The organism is Mesorhizobium sp. M0678 (assembly GCF_040320505.1).
In the GTDB taxonomy this organism is placed as follows: domain Bacteria; phylum Pseudomonadota; class Alphaproteobacteria; order Rhizobiales; family Rhizobiaceae; genus Mesorhizobium.
The window spans coordinates 366901-389537 of record NZ_JAMYPT010000002.1; the positions used below are offsets into that span (position 1 = coordinate 366901).

A 22637-nucleotide genomic window follows, 5' to 3' on the forward strand; every position below is an offset into this window, starting at 1 on the left:
TGATCCGCTGCCGAGCTTGGTCAAAAGTCGCGCGGCTGCGGTTCATATTGATTTCATTCGATAATTAAGAGCGCTGTCGAATTGGCACGCTTCCTGCTTTCCAAAATGTAGGGTCCGCAAGGGCCAAGTGAAACGGCGTCCAATGGCGGGCGCCACAGGCAAAGCTGCCGCTCAGGTCCACACGCGCTCCCGGAACCCCGGACGCGAAGACCTGGCCGGCGGCTTTTTTGTTTTGACGCAATCGACGGCGCTGGTCCCAAGCGGCGCCCAACCGGAGACGACGATGACGAAACGGATTGGAACTGGCGCTTCCCTCGCGGACTTCACGCGCCGCGATTTTCTGGCCGTCAGCGCGCTGACGGCGGCGCTGTTCACCGCCGCGCTCCTCCTCTTTCCCGCCGGCGCCAAGACTGACGGCAAGGGTCTCGAAGTGACCGCGCAAAGGTCGGTTTCAACCAGTTCGCCGATGCTGCGCCGCTGACAGTCGCGAACGAACAGACAAGGGCGGTGCCTCCCACGCCGCAAACCGGAGCCAGAAAATGACCGCAAATCTCCCAGCCGCGCCCAGCCAGGACAGCGCTCCCCGGCAGGCGCTTGCCATGTCCACCATCGCCTTCACCGTCTGCTTCGCGGTGTGGACGATCTTTTCAATCATCGGCGTGCGCATAAAGCAGGAGCTGGGGCTGAACGAGACGGAGTTCGGCCTGCTCGTCGGCACGCCGATCCTCACCGGCTCGCTCGTGCGTATGGTGCTCGGTGTCTGGACCGACCGTTTTGGCGGACGGCTGGTATACACCGCGACCATGCTTGCGGCGGCGGTCGCGACCTTTCTGCTCGCTTTTGCGCACACCTACGGGCAGATGCTGGTCGCCGCACTAGGCGTTGGGCTCGCCGGCGGTTCCTTCGCCGTCGGTGTCGCCTATGTCTCGCGCTTCTTCCCGGCCGGCAAGCAGGGTACGGCGCTTGGCATTTTCGGTGTCGGCAATGTCGGCGCCGCGGTCACCAAGTTCCTGGCACCGTTCGTGCTTCTCTCCTGGGGCTGGCAGTCGGTCGCGCTGATCTGGGCGGCAGCACTCGTCGTCATGGCCGCCGTCTTCTGGTTCACGACCGGCGACGATCCAGTCATCCGCGAGCGCCGCGCCGGCAAGGCAGCGCCCGCGAGAAGCTTCTTGCAGGAATTCGCGCCGCTCAAGAACCTGCAGGTCTGGCGCTTCGCCTTCTATTATTTCTTCGCCTTCGGTGCATTCGTGGCGCTCTCGCTGTGGCTGCCCCGCTACCTGATCGGCGTCTACGGCTTCGGGCTTGCGACCGCCGGCATGATCGGGGCGGCCTATTCAATTCCGGCAAGTATTTTCCGCGCCTATGGCGGCGTGCTTTCCGACCGGATCGGCGCCCGGACCGTGCTCTACTGCACCTTCGCTGTCAGTGCCGTCGCGACTCTCGTTCTGTCTCTCCCCTCGGCAGACTACGTCGTGCGCGGTATCAGCGGGCCGATCGCCTTCCATTTCGAGATCGGCCCGCTGGCCTTCATAGCCGTTGCCTGTGTGCTCGGCTTCTTCATGAGCCTCGGCAAGGCCGCCGTCTACAAGCACATCCCGGCTTACTATCCGCAGAGTGTCGGCGCGGTCGGCGGCGTTGTCGGCATGATTGGCGGGCTCGGCGGCTTTATCCTGCCAATCGCCTTCGGCGTGCTCAACGACCTCACCGGCGTCTGGTCGAGCTGCTTCATGCTGCTCTTCGTCATCGTCGCCACCTGCTTTGCCTGGATGCATTCTTCCATCCGGCGGATGGAGCGCACGGCGTCTGACGAAGCTTCAGGCCTTTCCTACGCGGCTGAGTGAGACCGGAGTGGATCAGGACATGACCGAGAAACTCGTTATCATTGGCAACGGCATGGCCCCCGGGCGCATGCTGGAGCACCTCCTGGAAAAGGCGCCTGGGCGCTACCAGGTCACCATCTTCAACGCCGAGCCGCGCGTGAACTACGACCGCATCATGCTCTCGCCGGTTCTGTCGGGCGAAAAGGCCTATGAGGAGATCATCATCCATGGCGACGGCTGGTACATCAAGCACGGCATCACCCTCTACAAGGGGCACAAGATCGTCGCCATCGACCGGCAGGCAAAGACCGTCACCTCCGATCATGGCGTGACCGAGCCCTACGACAAGCTCGTCATCGCCACCGGCTCGGTGCCGTTTATCATTCCGGTGCCAGGCCATGATCTGCCCGGCGTGCTCACGTATCGCGATCTCGATGACGTCCGGGCGATGATGCTTGCCGCCCAGTCGCGGGCCAAGGCGGTGGTCATCGGCGGCGGCCTGCTCGGCCTGGAAGCGGCTGCGGGTCTGAACGCGCAAGGGATGGACGTCACCGTGCTGCACGTCATGCCGACGCTGATGGAGCGTCAGCTCGATCCGGCCGCCGGATATCTCCTGCAGCGCGCCGTCGAGCAGCGCGGCATCAAGGTCATCACCAAGGCCAACACCCAGGCGATCACCGGCAACGGCAAGGTGGAGCGGGTGGAGCTTGCCGACGGCACAGTCATTCCCGCAACGCTCGTCGTCATGGCGGTGGGCATCAGGCCGAATGCGGCGCTGGCGAAGGAAGCCGGCATTGCGGTCAATCGCGGCATCGTCGTCGACGCCGGCATGCGCAGCAACGATCCCGATATCTACGCAATCGGCGAATGCGCCGAGGTCAACGGCCAGGTCTACGGGCTGGTCGCGCCGCTTTACGAGATGGCGCGCGTCGCCGCCAGCCATCTGGCCGGCAATGAGGCGGCGGCTTTCGTCCACATGGACACGCCGACCAAGCTCAAGGTCACCGGCATCGAGCTGTTCTCGCTCGGCGACTTCGCCGAGGGCGATGACCGCCAGGAGATCGTGCTGCGCGATGCCGCGGCCGGCGTCTACAAGCGCCTGGTACTCAAGGACGACCGCATCATCGGCACCGTGCTCTATGGCGAGACGGCGGACGGCGCCTGGTTCAACGACCTCAAGAAGAAGCAGACCGACATATCCGAGATGCGCGATACGCTCATCTTCGGCCAGTCCTACCAGGGAGGCGCCCCACTGGACCCTATGGCGGCCGTTGCAGCCTTGCCGGATGATGCGGAAATCTGCGGTTGCAACGGCGTATGCAAGGGAAAGATCACCGGCGCGATCACGGCCAGGGGCTTGACCTCGCTCGACGACGTGCGCGCCCACACCAAGGCGTCGGCGTCCTGCGGCTCCTGCACCGGGCTGGTCGAAAAGCTGATGGTGCTGACCATCGGCGACAAATACAACCCCGCGGCGGTCCAGCCGATGTGCAGCTGCACCGCGCTTGGCCATGACGAGGTCCGCCGGCTGATCAAGGCCAAGGGCTTGAAGACCATTCCCGCCGTCATGCAGGAACTGGAGTGGAAGACCTCCTGCGGCTGCGCCAAATGCCGGCCGGCGCTCAACTATTATCTCGTCTGCGACTGGCCCGACGAATACGCCGACGATTACCAGTCGCGCTTCATCAACGAGCGCGTCCACGCCAACATCCAAAAGGACGGCACCTATTCGGTAGTGCCGCGCATGTGGGGTGGCGTCACCAACGCCGCCGAATTGCGCGCGATCGCCGACGTCGTCGACAAGTTCGAGATCCCGATGGTCAAGGTCACCGGCGGCCAGCGCATCGACATGCTCGGCATCCGCAAGGAAGACCTGCCGGCGGTATGGGCCGATCTCGGCCAGGCTGGCTTCGTCTCCGGCCACGCCTACGCCAAGGGACTGCGCACGGTGAAGACCTGCGTCGGCTCGGACTGGTGCCGCTTCGGCACGCAGGATTCGACCGGCTTGGGCATCCGTATCGAAAAATTCATGTGGGGCTCGTGGACCCCGGCCAAGGTCAAGATGGCGGTGTCGGGCTGCCCGCGAAACTGTGCCGAGGCGACCTGCAAGGATGTCGGCGTGATCTGCGTCGATAGCGGCTACGAGATCCATTTCGCCGGCGCCGCCGGTCTCGACATCAAGGGCACCGAAGTGCTCGGCCTGGTCAAGACCGAGGACGAGGCGCTGGAGCATATCGTGGCGTTGACGCAGATGTATCGCGAGCAGGGCCGCTATCTCGAGCGTATCTACAAATGGGCCAAGCGCGTCGGCATAGCTGAGATCAAGCGTCAGATCATGGACGATGGCGAGAAGCGCAAAGCCTATTTCGACCGCTTCGTCTTTTCGCAGAAATTCGCCCAGGTCGACCCATGGTCGGAACGTGCTTCCGGCAAGGACAAGCATGAATTCCGGCCGATGGCTTCGGTCGGCTTTGCCCAGGCGGCGGAGTAGGCGCGTGTTCCCGAAAAGTGGAATGCGTTTTCGGACAAGAACACGCGCAAAAGAGGAATAGCCACATGAACTGGGTATCGATAGGCACGCTCTCGGACATTCCGCGTCGCGGCGCGCGCTGCGTCGCCACGCCCGAAGGCAAGATCGCCGTCTTCCGCACGGCCGACGATCAAGTCTTCGCCATCGACGACCATTGCCCGCACAAAGGTGGGCCGCTCAGCCAGGGCATCGTCCATGGCACGGCGGTGACCTGTCCCTTGCACAATTGGGTGATCTCGCTGGAGACAGGCAAGGCGCTCGGCGCGGACGAGGGCGCGGTGCGCACCATTGCGGTGCGGATCGACGGCGAGCGGCTGTTCATTGCGCTTGAAGCGCTGGCCAGCCGCGCGGCGTGAACCATGCAGATTGATGAAGCGCGCGAGGTGAGGACCACCTGCCCCTATTGCGGGGTGGGTTGCGGCGTGCTGGCGAAGGTCGCCGCGGACGGTGAAATAACCGTTCGTGGCGACCCGGACCACCCGGCGAATTTCGGCCGGCTCTGCTCCAAAGGCTCGGCGCTGGCTGAGACCATCGACCTCGACGGCAGGTTGCTATACCCGGAGATCCGCGGTCGCCGCACCGACTGGGACGAAGCGCTCGACCTTGTCGCTTCGACCTTCTCGCAAACCATTGCCGAACACGGCCCCGGTTCGGTCGCCTTTTATGTTTCCGGCCAGTTGCTGACCGAGGACTATTACGTCGCCAACAAGCTGATGAAAGGCTTTATCGGCTCGGCCAATATCGACACCAATTCGCGCCTGTGCATGGCCTCGTCGGTCGCCGGCCACCGCCGCGCCTTTGGCTCGGACACCGTTCCGGGAAATTACGAGGATCTGGAACTTGCCGACCTGATCGTGCTGGTCGGCTCCAATCTCGCCTGGTGCCATCCGGTACTCTACCAGCGCATTGCCGCTGCCCGGGAAAAGCGGCCCGAGATGAAGGTGGTGCTGATCGACCCTCGCCGCACGATGACCTCAGACATCGCCGACATGCATCTGGCGATCGCGCCCGATGGCGACGTCGCTTTGTTCACCGGGCTGCTCGCCTATCTCGGCCAGCACAACGCGCTGGACCGCACCTATATCACGGCGCACACGACCGGCTTCGGGCAAGCGCTTTTCGCCGCCTCGGCGCTCGATCTTGCCGGCATCGCGGCTGCCACGGGTCTCAGTGAGGACGAACTGGCCCGCTTCTACAGCCTGTTTGCCGCGACGGCGAAGACGGTGACCGTCTACAGCCAGGGCGTGAACCAGTCGTCTTCGGGCACCGACAAGGTCAACGCCATCATCAACTGCCATCTAGCCACCGGCCGCATAGGCAAGCCCGGCGCCGGGCCGTTCTCGGTGACCGGCCAGCCCAACGCCATGGGCGGCCGTGAGGTCGGCGGCATGGCCAACATGCTGGCCGCCCACATGGAGATCGAAAACCCCGAGCACCGCGAACGCGTGCAGCGCTTCTGGAATGCCCCAACCGTCGCCGAAAAACCCGGCCTGAAAGCGGTCGAGATGTTCCAAGCGGTGGCCGACGGACGCATCAAGGCGCTGTGGATCATGGCCACCAACCCGGTCGATTCGATGCCGGACGCCGATGCCGTCGAGGCGGCGATCAGGGCCTGCCCGTTTGTTGTGGTCTCGGACGTGCTGGGCGAGACCGACACGGTCCGCCACGCCCATGTCCGGCTGCCGGCCACCGCATGGGGCGAAAAGGATGGCACCGTCACCAATTCGGAGCGCCGCATCTCGCGCCAGCGGGCTTTTTTGGCCAGGCCCGGCGAGGCAAGGCCAGATTGGTGGATCATCGCTGAAGTCGCCAAGCGGATGGGCTTCGGCGAGGCTTTTTCGCATGTGTCGCCGGCCGACATCTTCGCCGAGCACGCGGCGCTGTCGGGCTTCGAGAATGATGGCGTTCGCGATTTTGATATAGGCGCGTACGCCGGGATTGATGCACGGACGTATGAGGAGTTGGCGCCATTCCAATGGCCAGCGCCGAGCCAAGGCACCCCCCTCTGGCCTGCCGGCCATCTCCCCCTCAAGGGGAGAGATTGGATGTCGCCACCGGTTTCGCCAATCGTTGCCATTGCTGAAAAGGCGGTGCCGGCAAAGCCGCCAATCTCCCCCCTTGAGGGGGAGATGGCCGGCAGGCCAGAGGGGGGTGTTCAGGCTGGACATAGCTCAGCCAGCACCCGCTTCTTCGCCAACGGCAATTTCTACACGCCCGACGGCAAGGCGCGCTTCATTGCCATCCGCCCAGCCGCACAAACCCGCACCAACCCGGACTACCCGCTCGTCCTCAACACCGGGCGCGTCCGCGACCATTGGCACACCATGACGCGGACCGGCAAGAGCCCGCGCCTGTCGCAGCACATGGCCGAACCGTTCGTCGAAATCCACCCGGCGGATGCGCAGCACTATGGTATCGGCGATGCCGACATCGTGCGCGTCTCGACTGGCCATGGCGAGGTGCTGGTCCGCGCGCTGGTGACGGTGCGCCAACGCCAAGGCTCTGTATTCGTTCCGATGCACTGGACCGATCAGATCTCCGCCCGCGCGCGTGTCGATGCACTGGTCCCGCCGACGACCGATGCGATTTCAGGTCAGCCGGCCTCGAAGAACGTTGCCGCCCGCCTCGAACGCTTCGCTGCCGCAGCCTTCGGTTTCGCGGTGCTTGCCGAACGGCCCGCCTCGATCGACGCCGATTATTGGAGCCTCGCCCGCTGCCCCGCCGGCTGGCGCCTCGAAATTGCGCTGCAGGACAGCCGCGACTGGACCGGGTTTGCCGCCTCGCTGTTCGGCCTCGAAGGCGAGACGCTCGCCTATCACGACATCGCCGGCGGGCACCATCGCTTCGCCCGTTTCGCGGGCAGTCGGCTGGTCGGCTCGCTCTATCTGGCGCCTACCCCGGTGGCGGTGTCGCGCGGCTGGGCGGTCGAACAACTTGGTGCTGACCATGCCGATCGGCAGGCGCGGTTGGCGATTGTCGCCGGGCGGCCGGGCGGCAACAGCGTCGACCGCGGTGCCATCGTCTGCGCCTGTTTCGGGGTCGGTGCCAACCAGATCGCGGAAGCGGTACGCGGCGGCTGTACCAGCGTCGCGGCAATCGGCGCCGTCCTTCACGCCGGCACCAATTGCGGCTCTTGCCGCGCCGAGATCAAGACCATTATCGACGGGCGGCGTCTGCAAGCTGCGGAGTGATGCGCGGAGGAACTCTGCCGCGCCGCTGCATGAGCTTACTAGCAATTTACAAACCATGGGCTACCAACGTTCTGACTTCGATTCGCTCGGAACGGGAGCCCCATGAGCAAAGCCCTGACCTCATTCGCGCTTGCCGCCGTGCTGACGGCCTTGCTGATGGCGCTCAGCCTGGCGGTGGCCAGGCATGGCTATCCCTATGGCGCGATCGGCGCCAAGCGCTTGAGCGACGTCGCCGATGCGGGGACGTTCATTCCGCTCGCGGCGATCTATTTTTTCAGCGCACTGCTGATGATGGTTCTGCCGATCAGGCTCGCTGGCATCGTCCTGACACATGCCGCCGATGCGATCTTCTGGACGGTCATCGTGTTGTTTGCGCTCATCGTTGGATGTCTCGCCGCGAGATTTGCTTTCGGTCAGCGCGATGTGCTCTCCGCACTGCTGAACTGGCGCTTCCTGTTTGTCGCAGCCGTCGTCGGGTGCCATCCGTTCATCAACGAGCTGCGCCGCAACATCTTGTTGAGAAGCCTGTTCTTCGTCGTCTTCGCCGCAGCGACACTGGCCTGCCTGTTTTGGTCCTTCACCGTCTGAGCATGTGCGACCGTCGGCAGGCGGCTTAATTCTTGTCGACCGGCTTCGAACGCATTCGCGAAACGGTCTCACGCTCGGCCCGCTTCGAACGCATCGGCGGCAGGCCGCGGTCGATCAGGTCCATGTCTTCCAGCACCATGTCGCCCATCCGCTTGAAGGCGATGTCAAGCGCGCCGGCCCGGTGGGCGGAGCGCAGGAACCCCGGCAATGTACGGACCGGGTGATCCTGGGCCAGAGGCTCCTCAGGAAAAACATCGCTGGCGGCGACGATATGGCCGCTGCGGACGGCGTCCATCAGTGCCGGGAAATCGACCACGCCGGCTCGGCTGAGCAGGATGAAAGCGGCTCCCTTGCGCATCCTGGCAAACGCCTCGGCACCAAGGAAACCCTGGTTTTCGCTGGTCACCGAAGCGACGACGAAGATGAAATCGCTGTTCGACAGAACGTCGTCGAGAGAGGCCGGCTCGACGCCGTTTTCGATAAGGATCGACGGCGGCAGCCACGGGTCGAAGACTTTTGTCCGCGTGCGAAAGCCTGACAGCAGCCGGTTGAGCGCACGGCCAAGATCGCCGAAGCCGATAATGCCGACATCCGCGCCGGAAAGAAGCCGCGCCGTCCGGTTGCCGTCGCCGCCCCACAGCTCCTTGCCGTGACGGAAAGCGAGATCGGCGTCGACGATGCCGCGGGCGAGGTTGAGCGCCATGGCAAGGCCGAGCTCGGCCACCGGCTCGGCAAACACCAGCCCGGTGGTGACGACATGGATGCCGCGCGAAAACAGCGCCTCGTACGGCATGTTGTCGATAAGGTTGCTCTCGACATTGAAGACGCAGCGCAGCGCCTTCATTTTCTCCAGCGTCTCCGGCGTGATCGGCGGCTGGCCGACGATGTAGCGGGTTTCGGCAAGCACATCAGCCGGCAAGGCTGCGACATCTTCGGGCGATGTTTCGACGATGCGGTATTTCGATCGAAATTTCGCCAGCGCAGCCGGCGTGAAGATCAGGTCGAGCGTGCGCGGTTCGGGTGCGCTGATCACCAGCGGCAAGGCGCTGTCGGACATGATACTTTACCTCCCGTGCGATCCGCGTCGCATCACACCAGAATCGTCTTTTCCCGCCCCCGACACCTATCACATGCCTGTCGAGAAGGAGAAGTTTGCCTTCTTCGGCCTTGCGGTGCGTCGGTCGGTGGTCCAGATAGACGGCGATCGAAGGACGACAAGGAAGACAGCAACATGATCCCGTTTCGAAAGAACCTCATCGATGGCGAGTGGGTAGGCGATGCCGGCTCCCGCAACATCAACCCGTCCAATCTCGACGACGTGGTCGGCGAATATGCATCGGGGGGCGCGGAGCACGCCCGGCAGGCCATCGCGGCGGCGAAAGCGGCATTTCCGGCATGGTCCCGATCGGGCCTGCTGGCACGCCATGCGGTGCTGAGGAAGACGTCGGACGAGATCACCGCGCGGAAAGATGAAATCGGCCAGGCGTTGGCGCGCGAGGAAGGCAAGACGCTGGTCGAGGGCATCGGCGAGACTGTGCGGGCCGCCCAGATATTCGACTTCTTCGCCGGCGAGACGCTGCGCCTGTCGGGCGAGCTGGTGCCGAGCGCGCGGCCCGGCGTCGGCGTCGAGATCACCCGCGAAGCGGTCGGTGTCGTCGGCATCATCACGCCATGGAATTTCCCGATCGCCATCCCGGCTTGGAAAATCGCTCCGGCGCTGGCCTACGGCAACACCATCGTCTTCAAGCCGGCGGAACTCGTTCCGGAGAGCGCCTGGACTATTGTCGACATCCTGCACCGCGCCGGCCTGCCCAAGGGCGTGCTCAACCTGGTCATGGGCAAAGGTTCGGTGGTCGGCCAGGCGATGCTCGATAGCCCCGACCTCAACGCCATCACCTTCACCGGCTCGGTCGGCACCGGCAAGCGCGTCGCCGCCGCCAGCGTCGAGCACATGCGCAAGTTCCAGCTCGAAATGGGCGGCAAGAACCCGCTTGTCGTGCTCGACGATGCCGACCTTGCCGTCGCCGTCGAATGCGCAATCAACGGTGCCTACTTCTCGACCGGCCAGCGCTGCACGGCGTCGTCCCGCCTAGTGGTGACGGACGGCATCCACGACCGCTTCGTCGAGGCGCTCAAGGACCGCATGGCCAAGTTGGTCGTCGGCGACGCTCTCGATGCCAAGACGCAGATCGGGCCGGTTGTCGACCAGAGCCAGCTCAAACAGGACGAGGACTATATCGCCATCGGACGTCAGGAAGGTGCCGATCTCGCCTTCGGCGGCGAGCGGCTCGATCGCGAAACCCGCGGCTTCTATTTGCAGCCTGCGCTGTTCACCGAAACCACCAACGCCATGCGCATCTCGCGCGAGGAGATTTTCGGCCCGGTCGCCAACGTCATCCGCGTCAAGGATTATGACGAGGCGCTGGCGGTGGCCAACGACACGCCGTTCGGGCTGACGTCCGGCATCTGCACCTCGAGCCTCAAGCATGCCACGCACTTCAAGCGCAATTCGGAAGCCGGCATGGTCATGGTCAACCTGCCGACGGCCGGCGTCGACTTCCACGTGCCTTTCGGCGGGCGCAAGGGATCGAGCTACGGCCCGCGCGAGCAGGGCCGCTATGCCGCAGAGTTCTACACCATGGTGAAGACCGCTTACACGTTTGCCGGCTAAGAAAAGGCGGCAGACCAGCCAGGCAGGCGAGCAAATCGATGACATCTGAGAATACGGACCTGACCTGGCTCAATCCGCCGCCGCACCACGCCTTCGGCAACAATACGGTGCATGTACGGACCGGCAAGGAGACCGACTTCTGGCGCGAGACGTTCTACGGCTTCTGGCGCGACAATGGCCATTTCCTCTATCGTGAGGTCGAGGGCGATTTCAGCGCCGAAGTCACGGTCAAGGGGCACTATGAGGTGCTTTACGATCAGGCCGGGCTTATGGTCCGCCTGAGCGAGACGCGCTGGATCAAGGCCGGCATCGAATACACCGACGGGCTGATGTATTTTTCCGTCGTCGTCACCAACGATGCCTCCGACTGGTCGCTGGCCAGCATTCCCGCCGACCCCGGCGGGGTCAGGATCCGCCTGACCCGCCATGCCGAGACGATCCGCGTCCAGTATCGCGACGCATCTGGCAAGCACTGGAAACCGGTGCGGCTTGCCTATTTCCCCCCGTCGAAAACGGTCGATGTCGGCATGATGTGCTGTTCGCCGCAGCGCGAGGGCTTCGAAGTGACATTCAGCGACTTTTCGATCGGCCCGCCGATCTCGCGGGAGCTTCACGACTGAGGCGCCGCGATCCGGTCGGGCGGTTTGCGTCCGGCCCCGCCTCAGTAGGTCGCCCGGCCGCCGGAGACGTCGAAGACGGCCGCCGTCGTGAACGAGCATTCCTCGGACGCGATCCAGCAAATCAGCGCCGCCACCTCCTCGACCTCGCCGAACCGCGCCATCGGTATTTTGGACAGCATGAAGTCGATGTGTTGCTGGCTCATCTGCTGGAAGATCGCGGTGCGCACGGCCGCCGGCGTGACGCAGTTCACCGTTACTTTGGTCTTGGCCAGTTCCTTGCCGAGCGATTTGGTCATGCCGATCACCGCCGCCTTCGAGGTGCTGTAGGCCGAGGCGTTCGGGTTACCTTCCTTGCCGGCAATCGAGGCGATGTTGATGATCCTGCCGTAATTGCGTTCGAGCATATGCGGGACCAGCGCCTTGTTGCAGAAGAAGACTCCGTTGATGTTGATGTCGGTGACCCGGCGCCAATCCTCCACCGAATACTCCCAGGTCGTCATGTTCGGCCCGGTGATGGCAGCACTGGTGACAAGGACATCGACCGCGCCAAGCGCTTCGATCGTCTCTCCGGCGGCGGCTTCGACCGCTATGGGGTCGGCGACGTCTAAGGTGACGCTGTGCAGGCCTGGAACAATGGCCTTGGCCTGCTCGATCTGGGCGGCATCGCGATCCCAGACCGAAACACGCCCGCCTTCGTCAGTGATCCTTTGCGCGACGGCCAGGCCGATGCCTGAGGCGCCGCCGGTGATAACAGCAGATCGTCCGGCAAATCGTCCCGCGAAACTCATCGGCATGTGGTCTTCCTCCCAATCGGCGGCGAATGTGAAGTCAACGGAGGACAAGTTCAAGCGCGGACTTGCAACCTCAGAACAGCTTATGATGGGCCAGCACCGGTCAATTGTACGGCACTGCCTTCTGGCCAAATCGTCTCGCCCGGTATGGAGAGAACGGCTGGAACGACGCGCCCGGTTGGCATCCGGGTGACAGGCGGCGCCGGATGGGTTATATTGCACTGCACAATGCGAGCGCCTGCAGGCGAGGCTCCCATCGATCCGACGAATCGGCCCACGAGCGGCCCATGAAATCGGCATTGAGCTGCAAGGACGGAAAACCGCTATCGAGATGAAGATTCCAAAATCTCTGTTGATCGATCCGGACAAGAACACGGTCTATGGCAGCTTTGCCGTTGCCGTCTCGATCTGGGCGTTCTCCTACTCGACCATTTTCGGCCAGGCCATGATCCTGGCTTATTATGCGGTCTGGCTACCGCTCATCCTGGTCGACTACCGCAAGATATTAAGGCACGCTTCCAGCGCCTGGCTTCCGCTGGCCTTTGCAACCTATGTCTGCTTCTCGGTGTTCTGGTCGGCGGCTCCCGGCACCACGGCAAGAACGGCCGTCCAATATTGCTCCCATATCGCCTGCGCCTACATTGCCGCGCGCACCGTCAGCGTCCGGACCTTGACCATAGGCGCCCTGATCGGGATTTTCGTCGTCCTGCTCTACTCGCTCAAGGTCGCAAGTTATTCCTACGACGTTCTCGACGGGACGTATAATTTCGTCGGCGCTTTCAGCTCCAAGAACCAGATCGGCTTTGTCGCATCGCTCGGCATTTATTTCTGCGTTGTCTACCTCGCCTTTCTCAGGCGCGGACGCATAAGCTTTTTGTTGATTGTACCGATCGTCCTTCTGTCGGGCTATCTGCTGGTCGTGTCGCATTCGGCCACTTCGATGGCGTCGACCCCGGCGGTTCTCGCTCTGGTCGCCCTGCTTTCCATCGGCAAGCTGCTTTCGCTCCGCCATCGCCGGGTGATTTTCATAATCGGTGCGGGCGGGCTGGTCGCCTGCACCGTGATTGCGCTGAATCTCGGGCTGATGGACGTTGTCCTTGGCCTTTTCGGCAAGGATTCGACGCTCACCGGACGAACCTACCTCTGGCAACAGGGCTGGAATGCCGCGCAGCAATCGCCCATCCTCGGCGTCGGCTACGCGGCTTATTGGGTGCAGGGCTTCTCCGAGGCCGAGCGGCTGTGGAACGAATTCTATATCGCCGCGCGAAGCGGCTTCCACTTCCACAACACCTACATCGAGACCTTGGTGGAACTCGGCTTCGTCGGCGCGACACTGCTTTCGCTGATCATCCTGCGCACGCTCTGGGGTCACGTCTCGGCGCTGATATTCAGGACATGGCAAGCCGACTCCGTGATTCTTGCCGGCGTCATGGTGCTTCTGTTCATCCGATCCTTCGTCGAGGTCGAGACCCTCAATCCCTACATCATGGGATCGTTCCTGCTGTACTACAGCTACTTCAAGCTGGTGAGGGTGCCGGCCGTCGCTCCTTCCCGGTGGAGCGCCGTGAACCATCTCGAGGAACCGGACGCCGTGCGAGGCTAGAGCGGGCGGATCCAGGCGGTTCGTTGCCCGAAGGCCGCCTTGTTTTCTGACCCATAACATCCCAAACGCAAAAACCCCGCAGACCGCTGCCTGCGGGGTTGGTGCTTTGCTCCGGTGGAAAGAAGCTACTGGATGGCCAGGGGCGCCGGTTTGACCTTGATCACGTCCCCTGGCAGCACCGGCGTGTCTTCATCGGCGGTGATTTCGCTGGTCTTGCTGTCGACCACCCGCACCAGGGAAAATGACAAGGCCGCTGGTTCGTTGTTGCCGTAGAATTGCGGCATGGGGCTGCCCGACAAGGCTTCGGACATCAAGGCCTTTTCCATATTCAGCTTCAGCGTCACCTCGTTGAGATCGGCTTCCGTCTGTTGCCGGTCGGTCGCGAGGCTGGAGTTCTGGGTGTTCTCCAGATCGATGGCGTCCTGGGTGGCCTTGCTGATCGACTGCTTGGCCGTGAGAATCGCCGTTTCGTAATCCAGGATCTGGCCCTCAAGGTCGGCGATGGTTTGCTGCGAGTTCAAAACCCGCGTGTTGACGACCAGGCCCTTTTGCGCCAGCGAGCCGATGCCGTTGAGCTGCTCCTTCGCCAGATCGACCTGCTTCTGCTGGTTGACGATCTTTTTCTGCAGCGAATCGATCTCGCTCTGCAGCAGCGCCTTCAAATCGTCGAGCGCCTGCAAGCGCAGCTTGAGTTTCTTCTGGTCGGCCGCCAGGATCGCCGTCTCATCGGCAACGATGCTGGGCAGCTTCGGATCGTCGGCCACCTCTTTCGGCACCACGAATGTCGGCTTGTCCGCTAGTTCCGCTTCGATGCGGGCGCGCTTGACGGTCAGCCTGACCAATTGGTCTTGTAGTACGTCGAAATTGCCCTTGGCATTGATCAGGTCGCGGTCGTAGCGCTGTCCGCTCTCCGGGTTCCGCCGGGCTCCGCCGGCAATGCTCATCGCTTTCAGCACGGACAACCCAGGCACACAAGGATACTGGCCGGGCGATTGCACCTCGCCAGAGATGTAGAATGGCCGGTACTGCGCCATTTCGACGGAAGCCTCCGGCTTGTCGGCCAGAGCGAGCTTGCGCTGCAGCGCCTCACCGAGCGATGCCGCGATCTCCGAAGTCGTCTTGCCGGATGCGGGCATCTCGCCGACGAAGGGAACCGACAAGGTTCCAGCGGGGCCGACCGTGTATTCTCCATTGATGGCCGACCAGTCACGGAACGTGCCTTCGACGGTCTGCCATTCCGCCACGCGGATGGTCAGCTTGTCCTGTGCTCCTAGGCGATAGTCGTCGGCGAAGGCAAACTGTGGCAGGGCTAGCGACAGCGTCAGGCCGGTGGCCATTGTAAGGCAAGTCGTCAAAAGCCGTACTCGCCGCATGCGTCTGGAGAGAATGCCGGTGCAAAAGATATCGATTATATCTGCTTTCAACTGAGCGTTTCCGATCTGGTTTGCCCCGCCCGATGAGCTGCCGATGCCTGAGTTAGGGGCCTGAGTTCTGGGCCCGAATTCTGGACAGTCGCTCCTCGATGCACGGCCAGCAAGCGGCCGTCAGTAGCAGCCTCGCGACATCCAGACCGCAGGTACGGTCTTGATGATGATGCGGATGTCTTCGAACATCGACCAGTTCTCGACATAGTGCCTGTCGAATGCGACGCGGCTGTCATACGAAACATCGTTGCGTCCGCTGACCTGCCAGAGCCCGGTGAGGCCGGGGCGCGATTTCAGGTAATAGACGGCCGAATTGCCATAGATCTCCAGCTCATCGCGCACCACGGGACGAGGCCCGACCAGGCTCATATCCCCCTGCAGGATGTTGATGATCTGCGGCAACTCATCGAGGCTGAGCTTCCTCAGCACCGCTCCGACGCGCGTGATCCGCGGGTCGTTCTTCAACTTGCGGGTCGCTATCCATTCGGCGTTGGCCTCCGGATTCGCGGCGAGATAGGCAGCAAGCACCCGCTCGCCGTCTGGAACCATGGTGCGGAACTTGAGGCACGGAAAAATCCGTCCTCCGCGGCCGATCCGGCTGTGACCATAGAAAATCGGCCCGCCATCGGAAAACCTGACAAGCAGCGCTATCATCACGAACAGCGGGCTGAGAGCGACCAGGCCGATCAGCGAACCGGCAATATCGAAGCTGCGTTTGAGCAGGCCGCCAATCGGTGGCGGAAAATCGACGCCGGCCTGCGAAAAATCCGCGTCGGCCGGCTTGGCTACGTCCCTCATGCGTAAACTCCATACGTTGAACGGATGGTTTACCGCACGATACCAAAAAAATGTTGCAGCGCAACACACAATTTCCCAGACGGCTGTAATAGTCGCGTCATGAACTGACTAAATAATAAACTCGTCCTGCACAAAATTTCGCCTTTATGTCACAAAAGAGACAGATTATGGGCAATTTTGGAAAAGCTAGTCCAATTTTGGGGCTGATTTTAGGCGAATCGCTCTTTATACCCTGCAGTGGAGCTTCGCCGTCATTTAGAATTTCAAAGAAACGACTGATGTTATGACAAATTACTAGTCAATATTGTAAATCTTACTGGAGCTGGTCGATATCCGGCAATCAGTGGTGATGCCAATGTGTGCATTGCACCATGGCAGAGTCGATCCCGAGGATTCGTTCAAAATTATTCCGCAGCTGCCCTTGCCGCCTATTGCGCGGCTCAATAGAGTTGCAAATTGTTTCTGTCGGACTATGGACAGATTGGGCTAGGCCGGAAGCAACCGGCCAGAAGCGGGCAACCTAAATAAGCTCGCAGAGTTTAAGGGAGGTGCTCGGGGTGGGCTTGTCGACATTTTTTCCCGAGCCGGTTGATGGGCTATCGGGTATGTCACTGCCAAAGTTCATTATCGGAATGTGTTTTGCGCTGGCGATCGTGATCGTCTGGTCCTATTTGGGCGGCGCCTCGCTCGGTACGACGCTGTTTCGCGTCATCGGCTGTGCCATAGTCATCCAACTGGGTTATTTTCTGCTGGTCTTTGCCATGGTCGCCAGAAATGCCCCGACCCCGGCCGACAAAATTCGCGACGCTGAACGAAAGCTGAGTTCGAACGAAGCGGCCGAAGGCGAGAAACTCAGCGCCAGGAGAGGCCTTCACTGATTTCGGGCCTGGCCGCGGTCTGCGATGTCCATGTGACCTGTGGTTAAGCTCGCCGGTCCTCTGACGAATTGCTCGCCTCAACAACACCGGCAGTCGGCATTCCTGTTCTTTCAATTCCTTGACACTGCGGGCCTCGACGACACTGCGGGCCTCGACGCGCTCGCTCCGCCCCGCCGCCGTCCGGTCGGCGAGGATCAGCAACTGGTTTCTGCCAGTCGAGCGCTCTGATGGAGCGTGTAGGAACGGCTCTGCCAAGCGGCGCATTTCTGGAGCCATGTTGAGGCTCGCCGCCTGCCCAACCGGGCCATGACACCCAGCAAAATGAAAAACTGGACGGCGCCGATGATTTTGGCGATGCTTGCTTCGCACTTGCAGCATATGCGTTTGGGCCGATGCATTTCAGAATGGGCGGTGGGGCATTGAGCGGACGGGGCGAGGAAATCCGCAACGACTTCTGCAATCGAGAGGCATGTCCATGACATCATTCCAGGTCTGCGTGATCATCGCCGCCCGCAATGCGGCGCGGACAATCCCGGCTGCCATTGCATCGGCATTACGCGAGCCTGAGGTTGCGGAAGTTGTCGTCGTCGACGACGCGTCTACCGACGATACCGCGAAAGTCGCCCACGCGGCCGGCGACGGCACGGGCCGCCTTTCCGTCATCCGCTTCGACGTCAATCGCGGCCCATCCTTTGCACGCAACGCCGCGATAGCCGGTTCCAGGTCGCCGTTCATCAGCATTCTGGACGCTGATGATTTCTTTTTCGAAGGCAGGTTTCACCGACTGTTCGCCAGCACCGATTGGGATTTCGCCGCAGACAACATCATGCTTGTCAGGGATGACGCGGCAACCGACGTTTCGAAAATCGTTGCTCCACCGTTCTCGCCCGAGCCGGAATTCCTCGATTTCGAGGGTTTCATCGACGCCAACATCTCCAGGCGCCGTGTGCAACGCGGGGAACTGGGCTTCCTCAAGCCAGTGATCAGCCGCGCCTTTCTCGATCGGCATGGGCTGCGCTACGACGAGAAGCTGCGCCTGGGTGAAGACTATGAACTCTATGCGCGCGCGGTTGCCCATGGCGCGCGCTTCAAGGTCATCAAATCCTGTGGCTACGGCGCGATCGTGCGCGCCGATTCGCTGAGCGGACGGCACAAGACCCAGGACCTGAAGCATCTGGCCGATGCCGACCTGGCACTGCTTGCGATCGACAGTTTGCCGGAGGCATCGAAGGCTGCGCTGAGAAGGCACGAGCGGCACATCCGCGACAAATACCGGTTGCGGAAGTTTTTAGACGTGAAGGCTGAGCGCGGGCTGGCGCCAGCCGCGGCCTACGCCTTGGCCGGCTCGTCCAACCTCACAGCCGTCGTCCGCGGCGTCGCCTCCGATAAGCTGGATGCGCTGTTTCGCCGCGCCGGCCTCGCCGCGAAGCGTCAGCATGTGCCGCCGCTGCGCTTCCTCATGGCCGGAACCAGCACGGCCAGCGAAAGCTAGGCCCGTCAACGTGCGACGGCGGTAGCTACTCCCTTACCCTTCGGTCGGCTCGGACCGTTTCAACGAGATTCATGAGTTTACGATCTAGGTGGTTGCCTATCCGCGCAGGGAATGGCAATCTATGTTGCGGTGCAGCAATTTTGGACGGCCAACCGAACTGGCCCGAGACATACCCTGTCGGAGGAGCTGGACGATGCAAGAAATGTCTTTTGAATGTGGACGGGCACTAAGGCCGTTCACCAGCTCGACGATGATGGGGCGCTGACTGCATGGCCTCGATCTTTCGCTTCCGATCGAGAGATCCGGCGCGCGACACGCAGACCGACACCTCGCGCCTCGATCGGTTGGCAAAGCTGCTGGACCAGATCTCGGCCGAAGTCGAGGCGGAGAAGAGCGGCCTTGAGAACCGCTACAGGACGACGGCTACCAATGCCGCCTTTCTGGTCGAGGCGATGGAGAACGGAGCGGTCTCCTCTCGCAGGTCTTCCGAAGTCGGCGAACTGACCAGGTCGATCCTGAATTGCGAGCGGCGCATCGCAGCGCTGTCGCGCCAGATGCAGATGATGAAGGATCTCCGTCATTCGCTGGATGAACTCTTCGAGGAGAAGCGGCAGAACGGTCCCGACATAAGGACCGATTTTGTGAAGCCCGCCGATTCCGGCACAGGCTGAGCGAACACTCCGGGTCGGCGCAATGGTTTTAGGCACAACACGGAGCTTGGGAGCGACAGAGGTCAAGATCAGGTTGTTTCGTCACGGTTCGAACGATCGCTTTGGGGGCGCACAGCACAAGGTGAGTTTGATATGAATACAGATCCTAAAAGCACGTCCGCCCCGGCAACCCGCGGCACCCCGTTCACGCGCCCGATCCCAGGCAAGCTGCAGCGGCTCCGTTCAGACGGCGCGTTTCTGCTGGTCGTTCTCGGCAGCATGGTTGCGGGCCTGGTCCCCGTGCGCGCCCAGGATCTCCCAACCGCGCCGTCCTTTGTCGATGATTTCACCAGCCTCAGTCGCGCGCGCTGGTACATTTCCGACGGCTGGACGAACGGCAAGCATCAGAACTGCACCTGGTCCAAAAGCCTGATCGGGCTTTCCGACGGCATGCTGACGCTCGGTTTCGAGAAGCGCAAGCTGAAGGATCGCGAATTCGCCTGCGCCGAGATCCAGACCAAGCAGCGCTTCGGCTACGGCACTTACGAGGCGCGGATGAAGACCGACACGGGCTCCGGCGTCAACGCGGCATTCTTCAGCTTCGTCGGCGATGCCGACAAGCAGCCGCATGATGAAATCGACTTCGAGGTGCTGACCAAGGACACGTCCAAGGTTCAGGTCAACGCCTACATAGCCGGCAAAGGCAAGAACGAGAAACTGGTCGACGTCGCTGGCGGCACCGACAAGGCCTTCAACGACTACGCCTTCGTCTGGGAAAAGGACCGGCTGCGCTGGTACGTCAACGGCAAGCTTGTCCACGAGATCACCGATCCGGCGAAGCTGCCCACCCATTCGCAAAGGATTTATTTCAGCCTGTGGGGCAGCGATACGATGAAGGGCTGGATGGGGCCGTTCTCCGATCCCGGCCGCAAGCTCACCATGCAGGTGGATCGCGTTGCATTCACCGCACTTGGCCAGCCCTGCCAATTCCCCGAATCGCTGGCATGCAACACAAACTAGAAGCGCATCTGAACCGGCCGGGCCGAAGGTGGTCGGAAAACCGAAGCTCGAACAGGCCCGAAGCCTTGAACAGGAATGAAACCGAATGAATTTGACTGTCTTTGGAATCGGCTATGTCGGTCTTGTACAGGCGGCGGTGCTTGCCGAAGTCGGCCATCAGGTGGTCTGTGTCGACATCGATGCAAAAAAGGTCGAACGGCTCAACCAGGGCCATGTCCCGATCTTCGAGCCCGGGCTCGAAAATATGGTCAAGGAGAACCATGCCGCCGGCCGCATCAAGTTCACCACCGACGCCGCCGCGGCGATCAAGCATGGCCAGATTCAGATGATCGCCGTCGGCACGCCGCCGGGCGAGGATGGTTCGGCAGACCTCAAATATGTGCTGGCCGTCGCCGAGGCCATCGGCCGTGAGATGGACGAGCCCAAGATCGTCGTCGGCAAGTCGACCGTGCCCGTCGGCACCTGCGAAAGGATAAAGGCCAGGATCGCCGCAACGCTGAAGGCGCGCGGGCGCGAGGATCTGGCTTTCGACGTCGCCTCCAATCCGGAATTCCTCAAGGAAGGGTCCGCTGTGAGCGACTGCATGAAGCCCGACCGGATCATCGTCGGCACCAGCAACGAGGACACCGAGGCGGTGATGCGCGAGCTCTACGCGCCGTTCAACCGCAACCACGAAAAGATGATCGTGATGGATGTGCGCAGTGCCGAGTTCACCAAATACGCGGCCAATTGCATGCTGGCGACCAAGATCAGCTTCATGAATGAAATGGCCAACCTGGCCGAGCAACTGGGCGCCGACATCGAGGAGGTCCGCAAGGGCATCGGCAGCGACCCGCGGATCGGCTACCACTTCATCTATCCGGGCCTCGGCTATGGCGGCTCGTGCTTCCCGAAGGATGTGCGTGCCCTGATCAAGACTGCCGAGGCCGTCAAGTTCGACGCCAAGCTGCTGCGTGCCGTCGAGGAGCGCAACAACCAGCAGAAGTCGGTCCTGTTCGAGAAGGTGGACCGCTATTTCAAGGGCAATCTCAAAGGCAAGACATTTGCGCTGTGGGGCTTGGCCTTCAAACCCAATACCGACGACATGCGCGAGGCCCCGGCCCGCACGCTGATGGAAGCGCTCTGGGCCGCTGGTGCCAATGTGCAGGCCTATGATCCGGAGGCGATGCAGGAATGCCAGGCGATCTACGGGCTGCGCGACGACCTGCAACTGTGCGGCACCAAGGAGGCCGCGCTGCGAGGCGCCGATGCGCTCTTGATCGTGACCGAGTGGAAAAGCTTCAGCGCGCCGTCTTTCGATGCGCTGAAGAACGCGCTGACCACGCCCGTCATCTTCGACGGACGCAATCTCTACGACCCCAAGGTCATCGCCCGCCACGGCATCGAATACCACAGCATCGGCAGAATGGCGGCGTGACGCTAGGGCGGTCCAGCAAGGAGCCAGGTCCATGAAAGTTCTGTTTGCGGGCGGCAACGGCTACACGCCGCAGTTCAGCGGTGGCGTTCAGTCGAGCACGCATCATCTGGTCGAGCAGCTGCGCGAGCACGGTCATGACGCCTCGGTTCTGGCGGCGCTGTTCGGTGACGGCATGTTCGGCTTCAAGGCGCGCGCCAAGATGAAGCTGCTTCGCCAGCGAGCGGTCATCGACAGCTATCCCGGCTATCCGGTCGTGCGGGCATGGTTTCCCTGGGAGGCGGCGCGCTTCGCGGTCGAACGGCTCGATCCCGATGTCGCCGTCGTGCAGTGCCACAAATCGGTGCCGATCGGAAAGGCGCTGCAGGCGCTCGGCGTGCCGCTGGTGGTCTATCTGCGGAACGTCGAATTCCACGAACTGGCCGGCGACCTGCGCGAATTGCATTCGGCGCTTTATATCGCCAACTCCGAATTCACTGCGCGCACCTATAAGGAAAGGTTCGGCATCGATTCGACCGTGATCCCGCCGACCATCAATCCCGGGCTCTACAGCACGCCGACCACCGGTGAATTCGTCACGCTGATCAATCCTTACAATGAAAAAGGGTTCGAACTCGCCGTGCGCATCGCCGGCCAATGCCCCGAAATTCCGTTCCTGTTCGTCGAAAGCTGGAAGCTCGACGACGACCACCGGGCGCAGATCGAACGGATCATCGCGCCGCTGCGCAACGTCAGGCTGGAAAGCCGCACCAGCGACATGAAGACCGTCTATGGCCGCACCAAGATCCTGCTGGCGCCCAGCAAATGGGAAGAAGCTTGGGGGCGGGTGGCATCCGAGGCCCATTGCAGCGGCATTCCAGTCGTCGGGTCCCGTCGCGGCGGCCTGCCGGAAGCGATTGGCGCCGGCGGCGTGGTGCTCGACTATGACGCACCGCTCGACGACTGGGTCGCCGCGGTCAGGCGACTATGGAGCGACAAGGCCGAGTACGATCGGCTGTCGGCGGCGGCGCAGCTGTTTTCGGAGCGGCCGCAAATGAACCCCGACAGCCAGTTCGCGACCTTCCTCCGCGTTCTCGACAACGCCAGGCAAGGCGCGCTGGAGCGTGCCGCCTGATGCATTTCGTCCAAAACCATGCACGTTGCCCAA

The 22637-nt window shown here is 62.2% G+C and carries 19 protein-coding genes; 15 read left to right on the forward strand and 4 right to left on the reverse strand.

The genetic code is table 11. The annotated features are described in order from the left end of the window. The first annotated feature begins 142 nt into the window (after positions 1–142). The 6 genes from NKI29_RS05190 to NKI29_RS05215 all read left to right on the forward strand — a co-directional run bounded on the left by NKI29_RS05190 (position 143) and on the right by NKI29_RS05215 (position 8129). A complete protein-coding gene (locus NKI29_RS05190; RefSeq protein ID WP_352568359.1) occupies positions 143–481 on the forward strand; it encodes a hypothetical protein in 339 nt (112 codons plus the stop codon). A 58-nt stretch (positions 482–539) separates the two neighbouring features. Next, the gene (locus NKI29_RS05195; protein WP_352568357.1) at positions 540–1841 is read left to right on the forward strand and encodes an MFS transporter; all 1302 of its coding nucleotides are present in this window, start codon (positions 540–542) and stop codon (positions 1839–1841) included. Positions 1842–1860: 19 nt separating this feature from the next. Then, positions 1861–4311, forward strand: a complete 2451-nt coding sequence (gene nirB / locus NKI29_RS05200) for a nitrite reductase large subunit NirB (protein WP_023676296.1) — start codon at positions 1861–1863, stop codon at positions 4309–4311. 65 nt (positions 4312–4376) lie between these two features. Then, positions 4377–4706, forward strand: a complete 330-nt coding sequence (gene nirD, locus NKI29_RS05205) for a nitrite reductase small subunit NirD (RefSeq protein WP_023676297.1) — start codon at positions 4377–4379, stop codon at positions 4704–4706. Positions 4707–4709: 3 nt separating this feature from the next. Then, entirely contained in the window at positions 4710–7541 is a 2832-nt protein-coding gene (locus tag NKI29_RS05210) for a nitrate reductase (protein ID WP_352795624.1), read from the forward strand. A 102-nt stretch (positions 7542–7643) separates the two neighbouring features. Continuing rightward, positions 7644–8129 carry a hypothetical protein gene (locus NKI29_RS05215; RefSeq protein WP_352577820.1) on the forward strand — a complete coding sequence of 162 codons (486 nt, stop codon included), beginning with the start codon at positions 7644–7646 and terminating at the stop codon, positions 8127–8129. A 25-nt stretch (positions 8130–8154) separates the two neighbouring features. On the opposite strand, the gene NKI29_RS05220 is transcribed toward NKI29_RS05215, so the two are convergent. Continuing rightward, positions 8155–9186, reverse strand: coding sequence for a hydroxyacid dehydrogenase (locus tag NKI29_RS05220; RefSeq protein ID WP_352568353.1), 1032 nt, complete (start codon positions 9184–9186; stop codon positions 8155–8157). Between the two features lie 177 nt (positions 9187–9363). On the opposite strand from NKI29_RS05220, the gene NKI29_RS05225 reads away from it, so the two are divergent. After that, positions 9364–10800, forward strand: coding sequence for an aldehyde dehydrogenase family protein (locus NKI29_RS05225; protein ID WP_352577830.1), 1437 nt, complete (start codon positions 9364–9366; stop codon positions 10798–10800). 38 nt (positions 10801–10838) lie between these two features. Next, the gene (locus NKI29_RS05230; RefSeq protein ID WP_352568352.1) at positions 10839–11420 is read left to right on the forward strand and encodes a DUF1349 domain-containing protein; all 582 of its coding nucleotides are present in this window, start codon (positions 10839–10841) and stop codon (positions 11418–11420) included. 41 nt (positions 11421–11461) lie between these two features. On the opposite strand, the gene NKI29_RS05235 is transcribed toward NKI29_RS05230, so the two are convergent. Further along, the gene (locus NKI29_RS05235; RefSeq protein WP_023676304.1) at positions 11462–12214 is read right to left on the reverse strand and encodes an SDR family NAD(P)-dependent oxidoreductase; all 753 of its coding nucleotides are present in this window, start codon (positions 12212–12214) and stop codon (positions 11462–11464) included. Positions 12215–12542: 328 nt separating this feature from the next. On the opposite strand from NKI29_RS05235, the gene NKI29_RS05240 reads away from it, so the two are divergent. After that, positions 12543–13814 (forward strand): O-antigen ligase family protein, encoded by a 1272-nt coding sequence (locus tag NKI29_RS05240; protein ID WP_352577819.1) that lies wholly within the window; start codon positions 12543–12545, stop codon positions 13812–13814. Between the two features lie 125 nt (positions 13815–13939). Here the strand turns inward: NKI29_RS05240 and NKI29_RS05245 are convergent, their stop codons facing one another. Both NKI29_RS05245 and NKI29_RS05250 read right to left on the reverse strand, forming a co-directional pair. Next, positions 13940–15151, reverse strand: a complete 1212-nt coding sequence (locus tag NKI29_RS05245; RefSeq protein WP_352795712.1) for a polysaccharide biosynthesis/export family protein — start codon at positions 15149–15151, stop codon at positions 13940–13942. A 207-nt stretch (positions 15152–15358) separates the two neighbouring features. Continuing rightward, the gene (locus NKI29_RS05250) at positions 15359–16036 is read right to left on the reverse strand and encodes a sugar transferase (protein WP_023717993.1); all 678 of its coding nucleotides are present in this window, start codon (positions 16034–16036) and stop codon (positions 15359–15361) included. Positions 16037–16593: 557 nt separating this feature from the next. On the opposite strand from NKI29_RS05250, the gene NKI29_RS05255 reads away from it, so the two are divergent. The 6 genes from NKI29_RS05255 (at position 16594) to NKI29_RS05280 (ending at position 22604) form a co-directional block, all read left to right on the forward strand. Then, positions 16594–16914 (forward strand): exopolysaccharide production repressor protein, encoded by a 321-nt coding sequence (locus NKI29_RS05255; RefSeq protein WP_352454700.1) that lies wholly within the window; start codon positions 16594–16596, stop codon positions 16912–16914. Positions 16915–17383: 469 nt separating this feature from the next. Then, positions 17384–18406 carry a glycosyltransferase family 2 protein gene (locus NKI29_RS05260; RefSeq protein WP_023676309.1) on the forward strand — a complete coding sequence of 341 codons (1023 nt, stop codon included), beginning with the start codon at positions 17384–17386 and terminating at the stop codon, positions 18404–18406. 269 nt (positions 18407–18675) lie between these two features. Then, a complete protein-coding gene (locus tag NKI29_RS05265; RefSeq protein ID WP_352577818.1) occupies positions 18676–19077 on the forward strand; it encodes a hypothetical protein in 402 nt (133 codons plus the stop codon). A gap of 132 nt (positions 19078–19209) precedes the next feature. Continuing rightward, positions 19210–20076 (forward strand): endo-1,3-1,4-beta-glycanase ExoK, encoded by an 867-nt coding sequence (gene exoK, locus NKI29_RS05270; protein WP_502894416.1) that lies wholly within the window; start codon positions 19210–19212, stop codon positions 20074–20076. A gap of 85 nt (positions 20077–20161) precedes the next feature. After that, a complete protein-coding gene (locus NKI29_RS05275) occupies positions 20162–21493 on the forward strand; it encodes a UDP-glucose dehydrogenase family protein (RefSeq protein WP_352448451.1) in 1332 nt (443 codons plus the stop codon). Between the two features lie 31 nt (positions 21494–21524). Beyond that, complete coding sequence (locus tag NKI29_RS05280; RefSeq protein WP_023676313.1) at positions 21525–22604, forward strand: glycosyltransferase; 1080 nt, start codon at positions 21525–21527, stop codon at positions 22602–22604. Positions 22605–22637 lie beyond the last annotated feature (33 nt).

Excerpts from the sequence above, each read along its gene's own strand:
- NKI29_RS05220 (WP_352568353.1), bottom strand. The coding sequence starts at position 9,186 with ATGTCCGACAGCGCCTTGCCGCTGGTGATCAGCGCACCCGAACCGCGC.
- NKI29_RS05250 (WP_023717993.1), bottom strand. The coding sequence starts at position 16,036 with ATGAGGGACGTAGCCAAGCCGGCCGACGCGGATTTTTCGCAGGCCGGC.
- exoK (WP_502894416.1), top strand. The coding sequence starts at position 19,210 with ATGAATACAGATCCTAAAAGCACGTCCGCCCCGGCAACCCGCGGCACC.
- NKI29_RS05240 (WP_352577819.1), top strand. The coding sequence starts at position 12,543 with ATGAAGATTCCAAAATCTCTGTTGATCGATCCGGACAAGAACACGGTC.
- NKI29_RS05215 (WP_352577820.1), top strand. The coding sequence starts at position 7,644 with ATGAGCAAAGCCCTGACCTCATTCGCGCTTGCCGCCGTGCTGACGGCC.
- nirD (WP_023676297.1), top strand. The coding sequence starts at position 4,377 with ATGAACTGGGTATCGATAGGCACGCTCTCGGACATTCCGCGTCGCGGC.
- NKI29_RS05195 (WP_352568357.1), top strand. The coding sequence starts at position 540 with ATGACCGCAAATCTCCCAGCCGCGCCCAGCCAGGACAGCGCTCCCCGG.
- nirB (WP_023676296.1), top strand. The coding sequence starts at position 1,861 with ATGACCGAGAAACTCGTTATCATTGGCAACGGCATGGCCCCCGGGCGC.
- NKI29_RS05260 (WP_023676309.1), top strand. The coding sequence starts at position 17,384 with ATGTCCATGACATCATTCCAGGTCTGCGTGATCATCGCCGCCCGCAAT.
- NKI29_RS05280 (WP_023676313.1), top strand. The coding sequence starts at position 21,525 with ATGAAAGTTCTGTTTGCGGGCGGCAACGGCTACACGCCGCAGTTCAGC.
- NKI29_RS05245 (WP_352795712.1), bottom strand. The coding sequence starts at position 15,151 with ATGGCCACCGGCCTGACGCTGTCGCTAGCCCTGCCACAGTTTGCCTTC.
- NKI29_RS05210 (WP_352795624.1), top strand. The coding sequence starts at position 4,710 with ATGCAGATTGATGAAGCGCGCGAGGTGAGGACCACCTGCCCCTATTGC.
- NKI29_RS05230 (WP_352568352.1), top strand. The coding sequence starts at position 10,839 with ATGACATCTGAGAATACGGACCTGACCTGGCTCAATCCGCCGCCGCAC.
- NKI29_RS05190 (WP_352568359.1), top strand. The coding sequence starts at position 143 with ATGGCGGGCGCCACAGGCAAAGCTGCCGCTCAGGTCCACACGCGCTCC.
- NKI29_RS05235 (WP_023676304.1), bottom strand. The coding sequence starts at position 12,214 with ATGCCGATGAGTTTCGCGGGACGATTTGCCGGACGATCTGCTGTTATC.
- NKI29_RS05275 (WP_352448451.1), top strand. The coding sequence starts at position 20,162 with ATGAATTTGACTGTCTTTGGAATCGGCTATGTCGGTCTTGTACAGGCG.
- NKI29_RS05265 (WP_352577818.1), top strand. The coding sequence starts at position 18,676 with ATGGCCTCGATCTTTCGCTTCCGATCGAGAGATCCGGCGCGCGACACG.